Below are 17,657 nucleotides of genomic sequence, written 5' to 3' on the forward strand. Positions count from 1 at the left end.
ACGACGGAGGTGACCACTGATGCACTGATGCAACTACCCGCCTGATCACCAACGAAGGATCACAAACCAGTTACACCACTTCTAGGGGCTTGACCCGACGGTGCGCCAGCGTCATGATCCAGGCCAGTGGACTGCCCTGGTTCGGGTCGTAGTTCGGTGCCGCACGCCAGATCTGGAGAAACACCTCCTGCGCGGTCTCCTCGCTGTACCCCGGGTCACGAAGCACCCGCAGCACCATGCCGTAGACCCGCGACGAGGTCGCGTCGTACAACTCGGCGAATGCCGCCCGATCGCCCTGCGCGATCGACGCCATCAACCGACGGAGACGATCCGCTTCGTCGGCACGGAGGTTCTTGAGCTGTGGACTGGGAACAGCACACACCGCATCCTCTGCCGCGTAGTTCTCCGAGGCATCGGATGTCGTCCGGTCACGGCCGGCATCCGACGATCCGGACGCACCCGACAACGGCGCGCTCATCGGAAAGTCGTCCCAACAGACGGGTTCATGATCGAGTTCATCGATCACGACACTAGTGGTCATATCGCTCTCATATCGAAACCTCCGCGTTTTCCCGCCGCAGTACATATTCGGAACAAACCGACCGGAGGATGGTTCGGGACGAAAATTCGTTTGCGTAGATGTGGACCGCGTTTCATCCTTGGTGGAGAATCGGACAATCGTGGGGAATCGGGCAACCGGCCCACCGGAGGAAACGAGAGACATGGCGGCGATCGAGACACACGGTCTGGTCAAACGTTTCGGCACGAACATCGCTGTCGACGGAGTCGACCTCTCGATCCCGTCCGGTGGTGTCTACGGCGTACTCGGGCCGAACGGCGCAGGGAAGACGACGACTATCCGGATGTTGGCTACCCTCCTTCCGATCGACGGAGGCAGTGCCCGGGTCCTGGGTCACGACGTGGCGAGCGAACCGGAGGCCGTACGGCAGAAAGTCGCTCTGACAGGACAATTCGCCTCTCTGGACGAGGATCTCACCGGCACGGAGAATCTGGTGCTGCTCGCTCGACTGCTCGGCTACTCTCGGCCCGCCGCCCGATCACGAGCCGAGCAGTTGCTGACGGCGTTCGACATCGCCGACGCCGGCCCCCGACAGGTCAAGACCTACTCCGGCGGCATGCGCCGTCGCATCGACATCGCCGCCAGCATCATCGTCACTCCCGAACTGATCTTCCTCGACGAGCCCACCACCGGGCTCGACCCCCGCAGCCGAAACCACGTATGGGAGATCGTCCGTGCGTTGGTCGCGGGCGGAACGACGGTGTTACTGACGACACAGTATCTGGACGAGGCCGATCAGCTGGCCGGGCGTGTCGCGGTCATCGATCGCGGCAAGGTGATCGCCGAGGGGACGACGGGTGAGCTGAAAGCGTCGGTGGGATCGAACTCACTGCACCTGCGAGTTCTCGAGGCGTCCCAGCGAACGGCCGCCGCGCAGATCCTGCGAGAGCTGGTCGGCGGCAACGTCACCGAGGATCCGGATCCGTCGACCGTCACCGCACGGTTGGACAACCCGGCACAGGCCGCACCCGTGCTGCCTGCACTCGAGACCGCAGGCATCCCCATCGCGTCGTTCACGCTGGGACAACCGAGCTTGGACGAGGTGTTTCTCGCCCTCACCGGGCATGGGGCGGGAGTGGAGCCTGCAGGAATGACCCAAGGGGCGGGAGTGGAGCCTGCAGGAACGACCCAAGGGGCGGGAGTCGAGCCTGCGGGAACGACCCATCAGGTCGGCGCCACAATCGATTCCGAGAAAGAGGTTGCGTCATGACCGCGGAAGCCCAGCAGTCGACGCCACATGCGTCGACCATCATCGATGTGCTCGGTGCGGCCGGGCCGCGTCCGCCGCGACCGTCGTCGTTGTCGACGTCGCTGAGCTTCGGGTGGCGAGCGCTGCTCAAGATCAAGCACGTTCCCGAGCAGTTGTTCGACGTGTCGGCCTTTCCCATCATGTTCACGTTGCTGTTCACCTACCTGTTCGGTGGCGCATTGGCCGGGTCGACCCAGGCGTACATCCAGTTCCTGCTCCCCGGCATCCTCGTGCAGACCGTGGTGATGATCACGATGTACACCGGCGTGACCATGAACAAGGACATCGAGAAGGGCGTGTTCGACCGATTCCGTTCACTGCCCATCTGGCGTCCGTCTCCCCTGGTCGGCGCGCTGCTCGGTGACGTCGTTCGCTACACGCTGGCCTCGGTGATCGTGCTGATCCTCGGGTTGGTCCTCGGCTTCAGGCCGCAGGGTGGCGTCGTCGGCGTCGTGGCCTCCATCGCTCTGCTGCTGGTGTTCTCGTTCTGCCTGTCCTGGATCTGGACCATGATCGCGATGATCGTGCGCACCGAGGCTGCGGTGATGGGCGTGTCGATGTTCATCCTGTTTCCGCTCACGTTCGCGAGCAACATCTTCGTCGACCCCAGCACGATGCCCGGTTGGTTGCGCGCGTTCGTCGACGTCAACCCGGTCAGTTTCCTGGTCACGTCACTGCGCGGCCTGATGCAGGGTGATGTCGACACAGGTCACCTGGGAGTGACACTGGTGATGTGTGCGGTGTTGCTGGCGGTGTTCGGACCGATAACCATGCGCCTGTACAACCGAAAGTCCTAGCGGACACGGTGCGCATCGCCTCGATCACGAGGCTGCGCGTGCTCGATGTCTGCGTACCGCGTCGCGATTGGAGCACACCGTTCCGCAGTATCGCTGTCTACCGGTTCTCGAGGTGTCGGCGAACGCGAGTGTGCAGTCGGCGGCGGCGCAGCGATCGAGGCGAGACATTCCGCGTCCGGTCAGATGCAACGCTGTGCCGACGCTCACCAGGGCCCTGATGACGCCGCCGAGTTCGATGTTGGGGTCGCGGTAGTGCATGTGCCAGCCGTCGTCGGCGTGGTTGGTCAACCGCGGGTAGGCCGACGCCTGTGCCAGCAGAGCATTGAGCTCGTCGGCCCGGCCGTTTTCGGTTGTCGCGTCCACCACCCGCGCCCAGTCACGCAGGAACTGGAGGGTGTCGAGAAGATCGGCATCGGTTGCGGTCCAGTCCGGTACGAGGCCGGCGTCCACGCATCGGGCACCCAGTTCGGTCGCCGACGTGGGCGGTGAGTTGAGCAGGTCGATACCGAGTTTCACCGCATATTCGCCGTAAGGGTTGATGTGCACAAGACCATTACATCACGATGGTGACATGCACACCGAACACACCACACACACCTGGACCACCCACTCCACCCACAACACGAGCGAGGGACTCGTCGGCTATCAGGGCTGCCGGTGCGGGGCCCAGCGCATCGTGACCGTTCCCACGCACACCTTCGCCCCGGTCGCCGAAGTTGCGCACCGGGCCTGATCGGTCGTGGCAGCCGTTACCGACGAACGAAACGGCCGATGCATTCGACGTGACTGGTCAGGGGAAACGCATCGAACGCGCGCATGTCGTCGAGCTCGTATCCCGCAGCTCGATACACGCTCACATCCCGCGCGAACGAGGCCGGATCGCATCCGATGTGCACCACCGAGCGGGGAGACCTGACGACGAGGGCGTCGATCACGTCCCGGCCTGCCCCCGCCCGAGGTGGATCGAGCACCGCGACCGACACCGGATCGGCCAACGCATCGATCGAACGCTCGACGCGTCCCGGCACGAACGACACCTGAGGCAAGTCGTGCAGAGCCGAGCGGCCGTCCTCGGCTGCACGCCGGGAGAACTCGACGCTGGTCACATGTCCGTCCGATCCGACACCGGCGGCGAGGGCCGCAGCGAACACACCGACACCGCCGTACAGATCCCATGCACCGTCACCGGGAGAGGCGTCCGCCCACTCCGACACCACATCGGTGTACACCTGCGGCGCACCGCGGTGGGCCTGCCAGAACCCGGTGGCGTCGAGGGTCCACGCCCTGTTCGAGACGTATTCGGTCGCGCGACCCGATCCGATCACGGCCTTCTCGGGCCGGGACCGCGACGACGCCGCCCGACGCGCGGACGCCCCACGACGACCCTGAGATCGGCGTCCGGTGGGTGAGAGTTGCGCCGGCGCGATCTCCACCACGTGCCGCTCACCGTCACCGTCGAGCACCACCTGCAGCTCGGCACCCGGCCGCCATTGCTGATCCGGCAGACCATCGAAGGCTGCGGAATCCATTTGCGGACAGGTGAGTTCGGTGACGATCGAGCTGCTGCGATAGCGGTGATAGCCCGGCCGTCCACCGGAGTCGACGGCGAGTCGCACTCGGGTTCGCCACCCGGTGCCGTCGCCGGACCCCGGCAGTTCCTCCACGCGCACCTCGCGCTCGATTCCGGCGACGCGGCGAAGCTGTTCGGCGACGACGAAGGACTTCAGTCGCCGTCCGGCTTCGGCACTGGCGTGGGAGTAGTCGCAGCAGCCCGAGCCGCCGGGTCCGGAGATGGGACAGCGCGCGTCCACCCGGTCCGGAGACGCCGACAGGATCTCGACTGCATCGGCGCGACAGAACGACCCGCCCCGATCTTCGGTCACCTTGGCCACGACCCGTTCACCGGGCAATCCGTGACGCACGAACATCACCCGGCCGTCGTGGCGGGCCACACAGAACCCACCGTGCCCCGGCGCGCCCAGTTCGACCTCGAGCAGCAGCCCGAACCAACTCTCGCTCACTTGCCCGCCGGAGGCTCGTAGCCGCGTCGCGACGCACCGGGCGCGTTGCCGAGCACCTCACGCTTGGCCTTCTCGGACGACCGAAGCTGCCACGGCACGCTGGTGACCATCACACCCGGCTGGAACAGCAGGCGAGACTTGAGTCGCAACGCGCTCTGATTGTGCAGAACCTGCTCCCACCAGTGACCGACCACGTACTCGGGAATGAAGACCGTGACGACGTCCCGAGGCGAGTCGCGGCGAACCCGTTTCACGTAGTCCAGGACAGGTTTGGTGACTTCTCGGTAGGGCGACTCGACGACCTTGAGCGGCACCGAGACGTCACTGGCCTCCCACTCCCGAACCAGTGCGCGAGTATCGGCTTCGTCGACGTTGACGGTCACGGCCTCGAGGGTGTCGGGCCTGGTTGCTCGGGCGTACGCCAACGCGCGCAGGGTCGGCATGTGCAGCTTCGAGACCAACACGATCGAGTGTGTGCGGCTGGGCAGAACTCCGTCCCATTCCTCGTTCTCGAGCTCGCGCGCCACGGTGTCGTAGTGCTTTCTGATCATGCGCATCAGGACGAAGATCGCCACCATCGCCACGATCGCGATCCACGCGCCGGCGGCGAACTTGGTGATCAACACGATGACCAGCACCGTTCCGGTCATGCCGAGACCGACTCCGTTGACCACCCGTGAGCGGTGCATGCGCCGCCGTTGCTCGGGATCGGTCTCGGTGGCCAACAGCCGCGTCCAGTGCCGAACCATGCCGGTCTGACTGAGGGTGAACGAGACGAACACCCCGACGATGTAGAGCTGAATGAGCTTGGTGACCTCGGCACCGAAGGCGACGACGAAGACGATCGCAGCTCCGGACAGAAAAAGGATGCCGTTGCTGAAGGCAAGACGGTCGCCACGAGTGTGCAGCTGCCTCGGCAGGTACCGGTCCTGGGCCAGAACCGAACCGAGAACGGGGAAGCCGTTGAACGCGGTGTTGGCCGCAAGTACCAGGATGAGGGCCGTGACGGTCGTGATGAAGAAGAATCCGGCGGGGAATCCGCTGAACACCGCCTCCGCGAGCTGCGCGATCAACGTCTTCTGCTGGTACCCCTCCGGCGCGCCGATCAGCTGAATATCGGGATCCAGGGCGTACTTGATGCCGATCTTCTGTGCGAGCACGATGATACCCATCAGCAATGTGATGCCGATGGCTCCGAGCAGCAACAGTGTGGTCGCGGCGTTACGCGACTTCGGCTTCTCGAATGCGGGTACCCCGTTGCTGATGGCCTCCACCCCGGTCAGCGCCGCACAACCGGAAGAGAAGGCGCGCGCGATGAGGAACGCGAATGCGATGCCGTACAGGTGCGAATCCTCTGCCTTCAGATCGAAGGTTGCCGATTCTGCATGAATGTCGTCGCCGAGAACGTAGACCCGGAACAGGCCGTACGCCAACATCAGGAACATGCCACCCATGAAGGCATACGTCGGGATCGCGAACGCAGCTCCGGACTCGCGGATGCCCCGAAGATTGACGGAGGTGACCAGGACGATGGCCACGACGGCGAACAGCACCTTGTGCTGGGCCACGAACGGAACCGCAGATCCGATGTTCGACGCGGCCGCCGAGATCGACACCGCCACGGTCAACACGTAGTCGACCAACAGTGCGCTGCCGACCGTCAATCCGGCCGCAGGGCCCAGGTTTGTGGTCGCGACCTCGTAGTCGCCGCCGCCGGACGGATAAGCGTGCACGTTCTGTCGATAGCTGGCCACGACGACGGCCATCACCACGCAGACGGCGAGACCGATCCACGGGGTGAAGGCGACTGCCGAGATGCCCGCCACCGACAGCACCAGGAAGATCTCTTCCGGTGCATAGGCAACCGACGACATGGCGTCCGAGGCGAACACCGGCAACGCGATCCGCTTGGGAAGCAACGTATGACCGAGCTTGTCGCTGCGGAACGGCTTACCGAGCACTAGCCGCTTGGCGGCAGTCGAGACCTTGGACACGCACAGAAGCGTAGGCCGTCCTCCTGCGGACGTCTCAACCACGCGCCCGAAACTGCGTCGGAGCGCACCCTCGGTCGGTACGGTGACCGATCCCCCGATACGTTGGTGCACGCCTGCCGGTCGTGGCAGTGTCGGTCGGCAGTGGTCGACCATCGAGATCGGGACGGAGCTGGGCGTTGTACGTAGTTGTGATGGGATGTGGCCGCGTCGGCGCATCGCTGGCCGGGGCGCTCGAACGCATCGGACACGAGGTCGCGATCATCGACCGCGACGAAACAGCTTTTCTGCGCCTGGACCCCGACTTCGCCGGGCATCGCGTCGTCGGCATGGGTTTCGACCGAGATGTGTTGGTGAGCGCGGGAATCGAGAAGGCCGAGGCCTTCGCGGCCGTGTCGTCCGGCGACAACTCCAACATCATCTCCGCCCGCGTCGCTCGAGAGACGTTCGGCGTCGACAAAGTGGTCGCAAGGATCTACGACGCCAAGCGCGCGGCCGTCTACGAACGCCTCGGCATCCCGACGGTCGCCACCGTCCCCTGGGCCACCGATCGTTTTCTGCACAACCTGTTGCGCGACGACCCCACCACCAAATGGCGCGATCCGTCGGGCAGCGTCGCCGTCGTCCTGCTCGACTTCCACGACGCCTGGATCGGCAAGAAGCTCTCGGTACTCGAAGAGGCCACCAACTCGAGGGCCGCGTTCGTCATCCGGTTCGGCAGCGGACTGCTACCGGACAAGCGAACCGTGATCCAAGCCGGTGACGAGGTGTACGTCGCCGCGGTCTCGGGAACCGTCGCCGAAGCCATTGCGCTGGCCGGCAACCCGCCGCCCTCGGACGACTGATGCACGAGCGCACGTTCCCCACCTCCCCCATCGACCCGAACGGGAAGCCATGAAAGTCGCTATCGCCGGAGCCGGCGCAGTCGGCAGATCCATCGCACGCGAGCTGATCCGCAGCGAACACGATGTGATGCTCCTCGAACGCAAACTCGATCACGTCGATCAGGCCGCCATCCCGGAAGCGGAATGGGTGTTGGCCGACGCGTGCGAGTTGAGTCTGCTCGAAGCCGCGCACCTCGAAGAGTACGACGTGGTGATCGCTGCCACCGGAGACGACAAAGCGAACCTGGTGCTCAGCCTGCTGGCCAAGACCGAGTTCGGCGTCAACCGCGTGGTGGCCCGGGTCAACGATCCGCGCAACGAATGGCTGTTCGACGCTGCCTGGGGTGTCGACGTTGCAGTGTCGACGCCGCGAATGCTCGCATCCCTGGTCGAGGAGGCCGTGTCGGTGGGCGACCTCGTTCACCTGATGACGTTCCGCAAGGGTCAGGCCAACCTCGTCGAGATCACGCTGCCGGAGAACACTCCCCTGGCGGGCAAGCCGGTCCGCAAGCTCCAGTTGCCAAGGGACGTAGCGTTGGTCACGATTCTGCGCGGCGGTCGAGTGATCGTTCCCCAGCACGACGATCCGCTGGAGGGCGGCGACGAGCTGCTGTTCGTCGCGGCGAAAGAGGTGGAGAACGAACTACGCTCCGCTGTCGGGCTGATCTGACGGCAGCTGATTCCGGCTGCGGTCCGCGCTCGATGCTGCGTCGAGCGCGCGATCGGCCGCACGCACGGCCCAGAGCGTGACCAACAGTGCCACTCCCGTCAGCGGCCAGCCCATGCCGATACGGGCAACGGCGAGCCAGCCCGTCTGGTCGGAGTCGTAGAGCTGTGACTGAACGATGTATCGCGCACCGAACACCGACGCCCAGGCGATCGTGGCCACGTCGTAGTAGCGCACAGCCGACCGGTCCCTGCGCCACGACGTCCCGGTGCCGTTGAGGTACCCCCAGATGATGCCGACCAACGGCCAACGGGCGAGTACCGACAACACGAACGCCGCGCCGTAGGCGAGCGACGTGTAGATGCCGAACAGGAAGTAGCCCTTGGCATCTCCCGTCCGGTATGCGATGAACGCGCAGATCCCGACCCCGAAGAATCCCGAGATGGCCGGCTGAATCGGGCTGCGACGAACCAACCGCCATACCAACACGGCGGCGGCGACTCCCAGCGCGGACCACAGGGCGACGGCCAGGTTGACGTAGCTGTTCACCGGAACGAAGACGAGGACGGGCAAGGTCGAGTAGACGAGCCCGCTCAGACCGCCGAGCTGTTCGAGGACGGTGGGAGCCACCTTCTCGGCGCCGGCCGTGGTCGACGCGTCGGTGGTGGGTTCCGGCGTGTTCGATGTCGGCGGGGGCGGCACGGAATCGTCGCTGTTGGTCACGACAACGAGAGTGCCATACCGGGGACGATCAGCTGTCGTCGCGCAGTTCGTAGTAGGGGTTGTAGACGATCTTGCGTCCGTCGCGTTCGCCGACGCGTCCGCGAACGAGCAGAGTCTTGCCGGGCTCGATTCCGGCGATCTTGCGGCGCCCGATCCAGAGCAGCGTCACCGTGTCGGTGCCGTCGAAGAACTCGGCCTCGATGTTGGCATTGGCCGCCTTGGAGCAGGCTTCGACGCTGCGCAAACGACCGAGCATCGTGACTTCCTCGCCTCGCGAGCAGTCGCACGCCCGGCGAGCTCCGGAGGCTTCGGAGGTTTCGGCCATCTCCTCGGCATCGAGTTGATCGATGTCCTCTGTCAACTTCCGCGTCAAACGGCGAAAGTATCCTGCGGCAGCGGGTGCCATTGTGCGCTCCAGAGATGTGGGTCGTTCCCTCGTCGGGTGGGTACTTCGCCACTGTAGACCCGAAGTGTCACGCAAACCAACCGCTGCTACCGCGGTGTCGGAGGGCGTGCACAATCGTGTCGTGCACAGCCGATTCGACACTCGCACCGCGATCGTTCTACCGGGGACGGGGTCCGATGCCCGGTTCGCCGCCGACGCGTTCTCGGCTGCGTTCGACAGTGTGGGATTGACCACCGTCGCGGTCGAACCCGACCCGGCCGATGTGATCGAGAGCTACCTGTCCGCCCTCGACGAAGCGGCCGATCGACACGGACGCGTCGTGGTCGCAGGGATATCCCTCGGTGCCGCCGTCGCGGTTCGATGGGCCGCCGACCACGCATCGAACACCGCAGCTGTTGCACTCGCGCTGCCGGCGTGGACCGGAGACCCGGCCGGTTCCCCCGCGGCCCTGAGCGCGGAGTTCACCGCCCGAAGCCTGCGTGAACAGGGGCTCGACGCCGTCACCGCGGCAATGGCAGCGTCGAGCCCGCCGTGGCTCGCGCGCACCCTGCAGAGGTCGTGGGCCGCCCAGTGGCCCGACCTTCCCGATGCGCTGGACGAGGCCGCTCGCCATCACAGCCTCGGACTCGACGAGCTCGCTCGAATACAGCTGCCCGCCGTTGTCGTGGGAGCAGTGGACGACGCCGTCCATCCGATCGAGGTGGCTCGACAGTGGGCACGGGCGCTGACGAACTGCGCGCTGCGCACCGTGACCCTGGACGGCATCGGCCTCGACCCGGGATGCCTCGGCCGAGCGGCCGTCGACGGTCTCGATCAGCGGTCGGCTCAGCCGCCCAGCTGCTGAATCGCCGATCCCGACGCGCCCCGACGCGGTGCTCGATCACGCTCGGCAGCGGTCGGCTGCGGAGTCGCATCCTGTTGCGGTGCAACAGGTTCCACAGCGGGTGCGGCAGCCTGGGGCTGCGCAGCCTGTTGCGGTGCGCTCTGCTGAGCCGCCGCCTGTTGCTGCGCAGCTGCCTGCTGCTGTGCGGCTGCAGCAAGTTGTTCGGCCAGCACCTGCGGCAACACCACCGGTAGCGGCGTCCGAACGGGATGCGGGTCGGTGCCTCGATCCACCACGGTCTGCCGAAGGATCGTGTGTGCCAGTTGGACGAGCGGTTGACCCTCGCCCACCGCACCCGACGGACCCGCCAGCACGCAACGGACCATCCAGCGATAACCGTCGATGCCGATGAAGCGCAGGTCGGCGTTGGCCGTGACACCGAGCAATTCGCGTCCCCACGGACCCGTCTCGACCGTCGTCTCGGCCTTGTCGTTGCGCAGAGACGTCGCCAGATCGGTTGCCACCTCGCGCCACTGACCGGGCGATTTCGGTGCCGCGTAGGCAGCGATGGTGATGCGTCCGAATTGCGTGACGATGTGCACTGCCTGTGGGCTGCCTGCCTGCGACATCTCGACCTGGAGTTGTCCGCCCTCCGGCAGTGGAATCAGCACCGAACCGAGGTCGAGTCGAGTCTTGGCAACGGCCTCGCGATCGTCGTCGAGGTCCGCGAGATCGTGGGGCCCGTCGGCGGTCGTGTCCGCGGCCTCGACATCGTCGTCTTCGTCTTCGACGCTGTCGACGAATGGCTCCGCACCGGGCGCGGAGGCACTGCCGGCGTCGTTCTTCTTACGCCGTCCGAACATGTTCAGCTCTCTTCTTCTCGGTTGCTTCCACTGTGCCTGCCACCGGCGAACGTCGTGGCGGAACTCACTGCTTCAGACTCGCATGGCCACCGGTCGAACCGTGACCACCGGCCCCTCGAACGGTGTCGTCCAACTCGTCGACCTCGACGAACGTCACCAGTTCGACTCGCTGCACGATCAATTGGGCAACGCGGTCGCCTCGCTCGAGCTCGATCGGAGTGTGCAGGTCGTGGTTGATCAGACAGACCTTGATCTCGCCGCGATAGCCGGCATCGATCGTGCCAGGGGTGTTGACCACCGACAGGCCCGACTTCGCGGCCAGACCCGAACGCGGATGCACCAGCCCGACGGTTCCCAACGGGAGAGCGATCGCAATTCCGGTGCCCACCAGTACGCGTTCGCCCGGCGCAATCGTCACCGGAGCCGTGATTCGCAGATCCACGCCGGCGTCACCCTCGTGCGCACGCGTCGGCACCGGAAGCTCGGGGTCGAGTCGGCGCACCCGGACCTCGGACAACGGATCGGAGGGCCGGCGCGGGGCGGGGGGTCCGTCGACGGACGGTTCGTTGCCGGACTCGGTGACTTCGTCGCTCACGTCGAACGAGACTACGCTGGCCGGCTTCCGTCTCGGTGTGGCGACTACCCTGGGACCCGTGACTGCAGATCGACAGGCCGAACACGCGTCGGAGTCCGGCGACTCCACTCCCCATACGAGTTCCACAGCACCCGCGAACTCGGTGCTGTACTCCGAGCGACTCTGGGTGCCGATCTGGTGGTGGGCGGCCGGCGCGGCCGTGGCGGTGTTGCTGGCTGCGGAGATCCACATGGGTGCGCCCGGCATCCGTGCCTGGCTCCCCTACGTCGTGCTGCTCCCGCTGATCGCGTGGGCATTGTTCGCCTTCAGCAGGCTGCGCGTCGAGGTGGTCGCCGGTACCACCGGTGCCGAGTTACGCGTCGGGTCTGCTCATCTGCCACTCGACGTGGCATCCAAGGCTGCCGTCGTTCCCGCGACAGCAAAAAGTGCGGCGCTGGGAAGGCAGCTCGATCCGCTGGCCTTCGTGCAGCACCGCACCTGGGTGAAGCAGATGGTGATCGTGGTCCTCGACGACGCGAACGACCCGACGCCCTATTGGCTGGTCAGCACCAAACACCCCGAGGAGCTGTTGGCGGTGCTGACCGCGCACGGCGTCGAAGCGCGCTGACCTACCGCTCGGTCGACGGTCGAAACCGTCGACACAGACCTGACGCGATCGATCAGGTCTGTGCGGAGAAGGTCACGCCGCGCAGTCGCGGCACATCAGTACACCGTTGGCGTCACTGGCCAGTCGGCTGCGGTGATGGACCAGGAAACAGCTGGAGCAGGTGAACTCGTCGGCCTGCTTGGGAACGACTCGAACAGAGAGCTCCTCGCCGGACAGATCTGCACCCGGGAGCTCGAAGGACTCCGCGGTGTCGGATTCGTCCACGTCCACCACGGCGGACTGGGCCTCGTTGCGTCGGGCCTTCAATTCTTCCAGCGAGTCCTCCGACACGTCGTCGGATTCTGTTCTTCTCGGTGCGTCGTAGTCGGTTGCCATTGTCTTCGTACCCCTCATCTTCGTGCGTGTGTGTGGTGGAAGCTGCCGGTGTGGTCGGCTTGTGGCCGTCGGCTGTGAAGAGGGCGCTTGCTCGCTCCCACCGAGTTCGTATCTGTTCGAAAATCGTTCGTCGTCGCGCGGTGCCCGAAACTACACCGGGTAGTTCCCAGAACTCGCCGGTTGAAACCCGATCGAGACCTCGCTCACCAGATCGATTGATGCACCGGCGTCCTATTCTCGAAGCACCGCGGCCGCCAGACAATAGCCGAAGCCGGTCGCAAAGCAGAAACCGAATCGCCGACACGTCCATCACCTGTGTGCACGCCGCATCAACACCGCGATGGTCGGCTTCATTCCGCGCGTCACCGAACAATTCTCACCGCCGGTTTCGGGCTCCGAATCGGGCATCGCGCACTCGATCGAAGAAGGGTCCGGCCGAGTGTGCCGCCCCCGCGCACCGCGGCCATCTACAGTAGGCACCGCGTCGGTGTGAACCGACTCTGTGGACCGGTCTCGGCGGCTGCCGACGGAAAGGCGAAGATCAACTGTGGTTTCTCTGATCACCGAAGGCCATTCGGTAGACGGTCGAGGTCGTCCGTTCCGTCGCCGCCGCGCGTTTCCGATCATCGCTGTCTTCTCGGTGCTGGCTCTGCTCGGAGTGCTGGTGTGGGTCAAGGTGTTCACCACCTCCGAGGCCACCTCGGCAACGGCCGAATGCAATGTGCCCACCACCACCGCCGCGACAGACGGTACGCAGCCCGTAGCGCTCGGCGAGGAAGTGGACCCGACGACGCTGCTCGACGTCGAGCCTGCTGCCCTGTCCGCAACGAAGGTGCGTGTCTTCAACGCGAACGGTGAGCGCGGACAGGCGGCTCTGGTCGCGGCCCAGCTCATCGATTACGGCTTCGCCAGCGCACCGGACGTCCAGGTCGGCAACGATCCGGTCTACGTCGATCAGAACATGCAGTGCCAGGGCCAGATTCGGTTCGGCCCGGCCGGCCTGGCGGCAGCGAGTGCGGTGTCACTGGTCGCGCCATGCGCCGAACTCATCCAAGATGCCCGCACCGACGACTCGGTCGATCTGGCACTCGGTACCTACTTCAGCGAGATCCAGCCCAACGACGACGCCGAGGAAGTGTTGCGCACGCTCGCCGGAGCCGCACCCGGTGCCGCGCCTGCGCCACTCGATGCCGATCTGCTCTCGGCAGCCCGCGAATCGCGTTGCTGACGCAGTAGCTCCGCGTCAGCCCGGAATCGGATCCAGGGCACCCGCGCTGCGCAGTACGGCCACGAAGGCGTCCGCGACCCCCGGGGCAGTTGCCACCGTCACCGCACCCTGCGCACTGGTGCTGTTGGCAGCAGGCAGCCTGATCACTGCGCCTGCCTCGGCCGCGATCAGCGCACCCGCCGCCCAATCCCACGGACTGAGCCCGTGCTCGAAGTGAGCGTCGACCACCCCGGACGCGACCATGCACAGATCGAGAGCGGCCGAACCGATCCGGCGGATGTCGCGCACCTGAGGCAGCAGTTCGGAGATGATCGCGCCCTGCACCGCGCGACGCCCGGATCCGTAGCCGAATCCGGTGGCCAACAACGTCATCGACACGTCGGTGACACCGGAGCAGTGCAGCTGCTCCTGGGTACCGTCCGCCCGCTCCACCGTCGCCCCACGCCCCAGAGCGGCCGAGTAGACGAGCTCGCGGGCGACATCGATCACGGCTCCGGCAACACTGACACCGTCGATCTGGACCGCGACCGAGACCGCGTACGCCGGGATTCCGTACATGAAGTTCACGGTTCCGTCGATCGGGTCCAACACCCATCGCACGCCGTCGAGCGAGTCGTTCTCGCTGCCTTCCTCTTCTCCGAGAATCGCATCCTCGGGCCGCAGCTGCGCCAGCATCTCGCGTAGGACACGCTCGGTTTCGGTGTCCACGACGGTCACCGGATCGGTCGGCGTGCTCTTGGACTGCACCGCGCCGTCACCCTCGCTCGAATCGCCGCCGAAGACCTCCGGGCGACGTCGCCTGACATGCTCGGCAGCTCGCGTCGCGACCCGTACGGCGACCTCGCGCAGCACGCCCACCTCGCGTGTGGTCGATCCCTCTGCTGCCACCGGCTCTTCCGGCAATTGTGTACTGGCGGTGTCGGTCTGCGATCCATCTGGTTTCGGCACGCGTACATCGCAACACACACCGGCGTCCGAGCACCACCGCAGCGACCGACGGTGACGTCACCGTCCCGCAAACGCCGAAACGCACTATTGTTCGGAAGCGACGGCACCACACGGATTCGATCACGCCAGGAGCGGCATCCACATGACACAGGCAGGTTCGGACAACACCACCGCAGCGGCAGCGCGCCACGGGTTCGGCGTCGATGTCGGCGGCAGCGGCATCAAGGGCGGAATCGTGGACTTGAGCACCGGAGAGCTCGTCGGCGACCGCCACAAGATCGAGACGCCGCAGCCGTCGACCCCCGCTGCCGTCGCGCGCACCGTGGCCGAGATCGTCGCGCACTTCGAATGGACCGGCCCAGTGGGCGTCACACTGCCTGCCGTGGTGACCAACGGTGTCGCTCGCTCGGCCGCCAACATCGACAAGTCCTGGATCGACACCGACGCCCGCGCGCTGTTCGCCGAAGCCATCGGCACCGAGAACGTCACCGTGCTCAACGACGCGGATGCGGCCGGAGTCGCCGAGGACAAGTACGGCGGCGGCAAGGGCAAGGACGGCGTCGTCGTGCTGTTGACGTTCGGCACCGGGATCGGTTCTGCCGTGCTGCACAACGGAGTTCTGCTTCCCAACACCGAATTCGGCCACATGGAGATCGGCGGCAAGGAAGCCGAGCATCGTGCGGCATCGTCGGTGAAGGAGAACCAGGGGCTGTCCTACAAGGAGTGGGCCAAGGAGGTCTCGAAGGTTCTCGAGACGTTCGAGGCGCTGCTGTGGCCGGATCTTTTCATCGCAGGCGGCGGCATCAGCCGCAAGAGCGAGAAGTGGATTCCACACCTGACCAATCGCACCCCCGTGGTTCCGGCAACCCTGCTGAACACTGCCGGGATCGTCGGTGCCGCACTCGCAGCGGACTCCGCCGTGCCCTCCGCCGAGACCGGTACGTCCGCGGGATCGAGGGACTGACACGCGGCTTGCCACCTGCGTATGGCGAGGGTCGGTAACAAACTCCTGAGAGGTCGTTACAATGGTGTGTGCCGGTACGCAGCCGGCCGAATCCGAAGACCTCTCCGCCGGAAACAACTCTGGCGTGACGCCGCACGACTTCGTCACGAAAGGGCGTACGTGGCAGCCACCGATATCCGTCAGACCGTAGATTCCGAAACCGAGTCTGCGACACCTGCACCTGCTGTCAAGGCACCCGCTGCGAAGGCACCGGCAAAGAAGGCACCGGCCAAGCGCGCCGCGGCCAAGAAGGCACCGGCGAAGAAGGCCGCAGCCAAGAAGACAGCAGCAGCTCCGGCGTCCGGGGACGATGCCGACGAGAGCACTCCCGGGATCGAAGACATCGACATCTCCGAGGGCGACCTCGCCGCTGCCGCCAACGATGTCGTCGAGGTGGTCGCCGCAGGTGACGACACCGAGGAAGACGCCACCGCCGAGCCGACTGCCGAGGAAAAGGCGTCCGGCGATTTCGTCTGGGACGAAGAGGAATCCGAGGCGCTCCGCCAGGCCCGCAAGGATGCCGAGCTCACCGCGTCCGCCGACTCCGTCCGCGCGTACCTCAAGCAGATCGGCAAGGTCGCCCTCCTCAACGCCGAAGAGGAAGTCGAACTGGCCAAGCGCATCGAGGCAGGCCTGTTCGCGGTCGAGAAGATGCGCGAGTCCGCGGAGAAGGGCGAAAAGCTCCCCGTTGCGCAGCGTCGCGACATGACGTGGATCTGCCGTGACGGCAACCGCGCCAAGAACCACCTCCTCGAAGCGAACCTTCGACTCGTCGTCTCCCTGGCCAAGCGCTACACCGGCCGTGGCATGGCGTTCCTGGACCTCATCCAGGAGGGCAACCTCGGTCTGATTCGCGCGGTCGAGAAGTTCGACTACACCAAGGGCTACAAGTTCTCCACGTACGCCACGTGGTGGATCCGTCAGGCGATCACCCGGGCCATGGCCGACCAGGCTCGCACCATCCGTATCCCGGTGCACATGGTCGAGGTCATCAACAAACTCGGACGCATCCAGCGTGAGCTGCTCCAGGATCTGGGTCGCGAACCCACCCCCGAAGAGCTCGCGAAGGAAATGGACATCACGCCGGAGAAGGTGCTGGAGATCCAGCAGTACGCGCGTGAGCCCATCTCGCTCGACCAGACCATCGGCGACGAGGGCGACAGCCAGCTCGGTGACTTCATCGAGGACTCCGAGGCAGTCGTCGCCGTGGACGCCGTGTCGTTCACGCTGCTCCAGGATCAGCTGCAGTCGGTACTCGAGACGCTGTCCGAGCGCGAGGCGGGCGTGGTTCGTCTGCGATTCGGCCTCACCGACGGTCAGCCCCGCACCCTCGACGAGATCGGTCAGGTCTACGGTGTGACGCGCGAGCGAATCCGTCAGATCGAGTCCAAGACCATGTCCAAGCTGCGTCACCCGTCGCGTTCTCAGGTACTGCGCGACTACCTGGACTGATTCGTTCGCTCCATCTCGAACAACGACCGCCGATCACAGTGATCGGCGGTCGTTGTTCTGTGCTTCGTCGATGCCGTCACACCTGCGGCACCCCGAACGTTCCGTCCGGCCCCGGCCGATAGTCGAGGACCGCGGTAACGGCCGCGATCGGCAGCGGTCCGTACAGATGTGGGAAGAGCATGGACTCCGGATCGGTCGGCACCCCGGGCTCCCACCGAACGGGTGCGGTCAGACGAGCCGGATCCACGCGCAGCAACACCAGATCGGTGCGGCCGGAGAAGAGCCGATTCGCGGGCAAGTGCACTTGCTCGGGTGTGGACAGGTGCACGAACCCCACGGAATCGTACGAGTCGGGGGTGTAGTCGGCCCGACCACGCATCGCGAGCCACTCCCCTGCCGTACAGATGTGAACGAGGTCGTCCTGCTTGCTGGTCACAGTTCCATT

20 protein-coding genes and 1 pseudogene are annotated in these 17,657 nt (G+C 65.6%); 10 read left to right on the top strand and 11 right to left on the bottom strand.

Annotated features, from left to right (window positions below; all coding sequences use genetic code 11):
- Nucleotides 1-94: 94 nt before the first annotated feature.
- Nucleotides 95-541 (bottom strand): annotated as a pseudogene (locus ABZ677_RS26630) (sigma factor); the annotation flags it as partial.
- A gap of 181 nt (nt 542-722) precedes the next feature.
- Between ABZ677_RS26630 and ABZ677_RS26635 the strand changes: the two are divergent.
- Together ABZ677_RS26635 and ABZ677_RS26640 are read left to right on the top strand one after the other, a co-directional pair.
- Complete coding sequence (locus tag ABZ677_RS26635; RefSeq protein WP_358374849.1) at nt 723-1,790, top strand: ATP-binding cassette domain-containing protein; 1,068 nt, start codon at nt 723-725, stop codon at nt 1,788-1,790.
- Nucleotides 1,787-2,626, top strand: a complete 840-nt coding sequence (locus ABZ677_RS26640; RefSeq protein WP_358374852.1) for an ABC transporter permease — start codon at nt 1,787-1,789, stop codon at nt 2,624-2,626. Before ABZ677_RS26635 ends, ABZ677_RS26640 begins: the two co-directional genes overlap by 4 nt.
- Nucleotides 2,627-2,650: 24 nt before the next feature.
- Here ABZ677_RS26640 and ABZ677_RS26645 read toward each other — a convergent pair whose 3' ends face one another.
- Nucleotides 2,651-3,172, bottom strand: coding sequence for a CGNR zinc finger domain-containing protein (locus ABZ677_RS26645; protein WP_358374855.1), 522 nt, complete (start codon nt 3,170-3,172; stop codon nt 2,651-2,653).
- Between the two features lie 25 nt (nt 3,173-3,197).
- On the opposite strand from ABZ677_RS26645, the gene ABZ677_RS26650 reads away from it, so the two are divergent.
- Nucleotides 3,198-3,359, top strand: coding sequence for a hypothetical protein (locus ABZ677_RS26650; RefSeq protein ID WP_179274658.1), 162 nt, complete (start codon nt 3,198-3,200; stop codon nt 3,357-3,359).
- Nucleotides 3,360-3,375: 16 nt separating this feature from the next.
- On the opposite strand, the gene ABZ677_RS26655 is transcribed toward ABZ677_RS26650, so the two are convergent.
- Entirely contained in the window at nt 3,376-4,647 is a 1,272-nt protein-coding gene (locus tag ABZ677_RS26655) for a TRAM domain-containing protein (RefSeq protein ID WP_037189468.1), read from the bottom strand.
- Nucleotides 4,644-6,641: an APC family permease gene (locus tag ABZ677_RS26660; protein ID WP_037190084.1), complete on the bottom strand. Its 1,998-nt coding sequence runs from the start codon at nt 6,639-6,641 to the stop codon at nt 4,644-4,646. The genes ABZ677_RS26655 and ABZ677_RS26660 overlap by 4 nt, the downstream gene beginning before the upstream one ends.
- Before the next feature lie 176 nt (nt 6,642-6,817).
- On the opposite strand from ABZ677_RS26660, the gene ABZ677_RS26665 reads away from it, so the two are divergent.
- The gene (locus ABZ677_RS26665) at nt 6,818-7,483 is read left to right on the top strand and encodes a TrkA family potassium uptake protein (RefSeq protein WP_037190085.1); all 666 of its coding nucleotides are present in this window, start codon (nt 6,818-6,820) and stop codon (nt 7,481-7,483) included.
- Nucleotides 7,484-7,532: 49 nt separating this feature from the next.
- Entirely contained in the window at nt 7,533-8,192 is a 660-nt protein-coding gene (locus ABZ677_RS26670) for a TrkA family potassium uptake protein (RefSeq protein ID WP_358374860.1), read from the top strand.
- On the opposite strand, the gene ABZ677_RS26675 is transcribed toward ABZ677_RS26670, so the two are convergent.
- Nucleotides 8,166-8,819 (bottom strand): DUF3159 domain-containing protein, encoded by a 654-nt coding sequence (locus tag ABZ677_RS26675; protein ID WP_358374897.1) that lies wholly within the window; start codon nt 8,817-8,819, stop codon nt 8,166-8,168. The two genes, ABZ677_RS26670 and ABZ677_RS26675, sit on opposite strands and share 27 nt — an antisense overlap.
- 121 nt (nt 8,820-8,940) lie before the next feature.
- Entirely contained in the window at nt 8,941-9,318 is a 378-nt protein-coding gene (locus ABZ677_RS26680) for an OB-fold nucleic acid binding domain-containing protein (RefSeq protein ID WP_032397922.1), read from the bottom strand.
- Between the two features lie 121 nt (nt 9,319-9,439).
- On the opposite strand from ABZ677_RS26680, the gene ABZ677_RS26685 reads away from it, so the two are divergent.
- Nucleotides 9,440-10,162 (top strand): alpha/beta fold hydrolase, encoded by a 723-nt coding sequence (locus ABZ677_RS26685; RefSeq protein WP_358374863.1) that lies wholly within the window; start codon nt 9,440-9,442, stop codon nt 10,160-10,162.
- On the opposite strand, the gene ABZ677_RS26690 is transcribed toward ABZ677_RS26685, so the two are convergent.
- Together ABZ677_RS26690 and dut are read right to left on the bottom strand one after the other, a co-directional pair.
- Nucleotides 10,144-11,004, bottom strand: a complete 861-nt coding sequence (locus ABZ677_RS26690) for a DUF3710 domain-containing protein (RefSeq protein WP_358374866.1) — start codon at nt 11,002-11,004, stop codon at nt 10,144-10,146. The two genes, ABZ677_RS26685 and ABZ677_RS26690, sit on opposite strands and share 19 nt — an antisense overlap.
- Nucleotides 11,005-11,068: 64 nt before the next feature.
- Nucleotides 11,069-11,521, bottom strand: a complete 453-nt coding sequence (gene dut / locus ABZ677_RS26695) for a dUTP diphosphatase (protein WP_094615351.1) — start codon at nt 11,519-11,521, stop codon at nt 11,069-11,071.
- A 220-nt stretch (nt 11,522-11,741) separates the two neighbouring features.
- Here dut and ABZ677_RS26700 point away from each other — a divergent pair, with 220 nt between their 5' ends.
- Entirely contained in the window at nt 11,742-12,206 is a 465-nt protein-coding gene (locus ABZ677_RS26700) for a DUF3093 domain-containing protein (protein WP_358374900.1), read from the top strand.
- Between the two features lie 72 nt (nt 12,207-12,278).
- On the opposite strand, the gene ABZ677_RS26705 is transcribed toward ABZ677_RS26700, so the two are convergent.
- Nucleotides 12,279-12,581: a DUF4193 domain-containing protein gene (locus tag ABZ677_RS26705; RefSeq protein WP_027496891.1), complete on the bottom strand. Its 303-nt coding sequence runs from the start codon at nt 12,579-12,581 to the stop codon at nt 12,279-12,281.
- A 547-nt stretch (nt 12,582-13,128) separates the two neighbouring features.
- On the opposite strand from ABZ677_RS26705, the gene cei reads away from it, so the two are divergent.
- Nucleotides 13,129-13,809 (top strand): envelope integrity protein Cei, encoded by a 681-nt coding sequence (cei, locus tag ABZ677_RS26710; protein ID WP_037189472.1) that lies wholly within the window; start codon nt 13,129-13,131, stop codon nt 13,807-13,809.
- A 15-nt stretch (nt 13,810-13,824) separates the two neighbouring features.
- Here the strand turns inward: cei and ABZ677_RS26715 are convergent, their stop codons facing one another.
- Nucleotides 13,825-14,667, bottom strand: coding sequence for an inositol monophosphatase family protein (locus ABZ677_RS26715; RefSeq protein ID WP_358374903.1), 843 nt, complete (start codon nt 14,665-14,667; stop codon nt 13,825-13,827).
- 232 nt (nt 14,668-14,899) lie between these two features.
- Between ABZ677_RS26715 and ppgK the strand changes: the two genes are divergently transcribed.
- Nucleotides 14,900-15,721, top strand: coding sequence for a polyphosphate--glucose phosphotransferase (gene ppgK / locus ABZ677_RS26720; RefSeq protein WP_037189473.1), 822 nt, complete (start codon nt 14,900-14,902; stop codon nt 15,719-15,721).
- A gap of 159 nt (nt 15,722-15,880) precedes the next feature.
- A complete protein-coding gene (locus ABZ677_RS26725) occupies nt 15,881-17,212 on the top strand; it encodes an RNA polymerase sigma factor (protein ID WP_358374870.1) in 1,332 nt (443 codons plus the stop codon).
- A 76-nt stretch (nt 17,213-17,288) separates the two neighbouring features.
- On the opposite strand, the gene ABZ677_RS26730 is transcribed toward ABZ677_RS26725, so the two are convergent.
- Entirely contained in the window at nt 17,289-17,648 is a 360-nt protein-coding gene (locus ABZ677_RS26730) for a DUF952 domain-containing protein (protein WP_037189475.1), read from the bottom strand.
- Nucleotides 17,649-17,657: the final 9 nt, after the last annotated feature.

The sequence above is a fragment of the Rhodococcus sp. NPDC006774 genome (assembly GCF_040636045.1).
Taxonomy (GTDB): domain Bacteria; phylum Actinomycetota; class Actinomycetes; order Mycobacteriales; family Mycobacteriaceae; genus Rhodococcoides.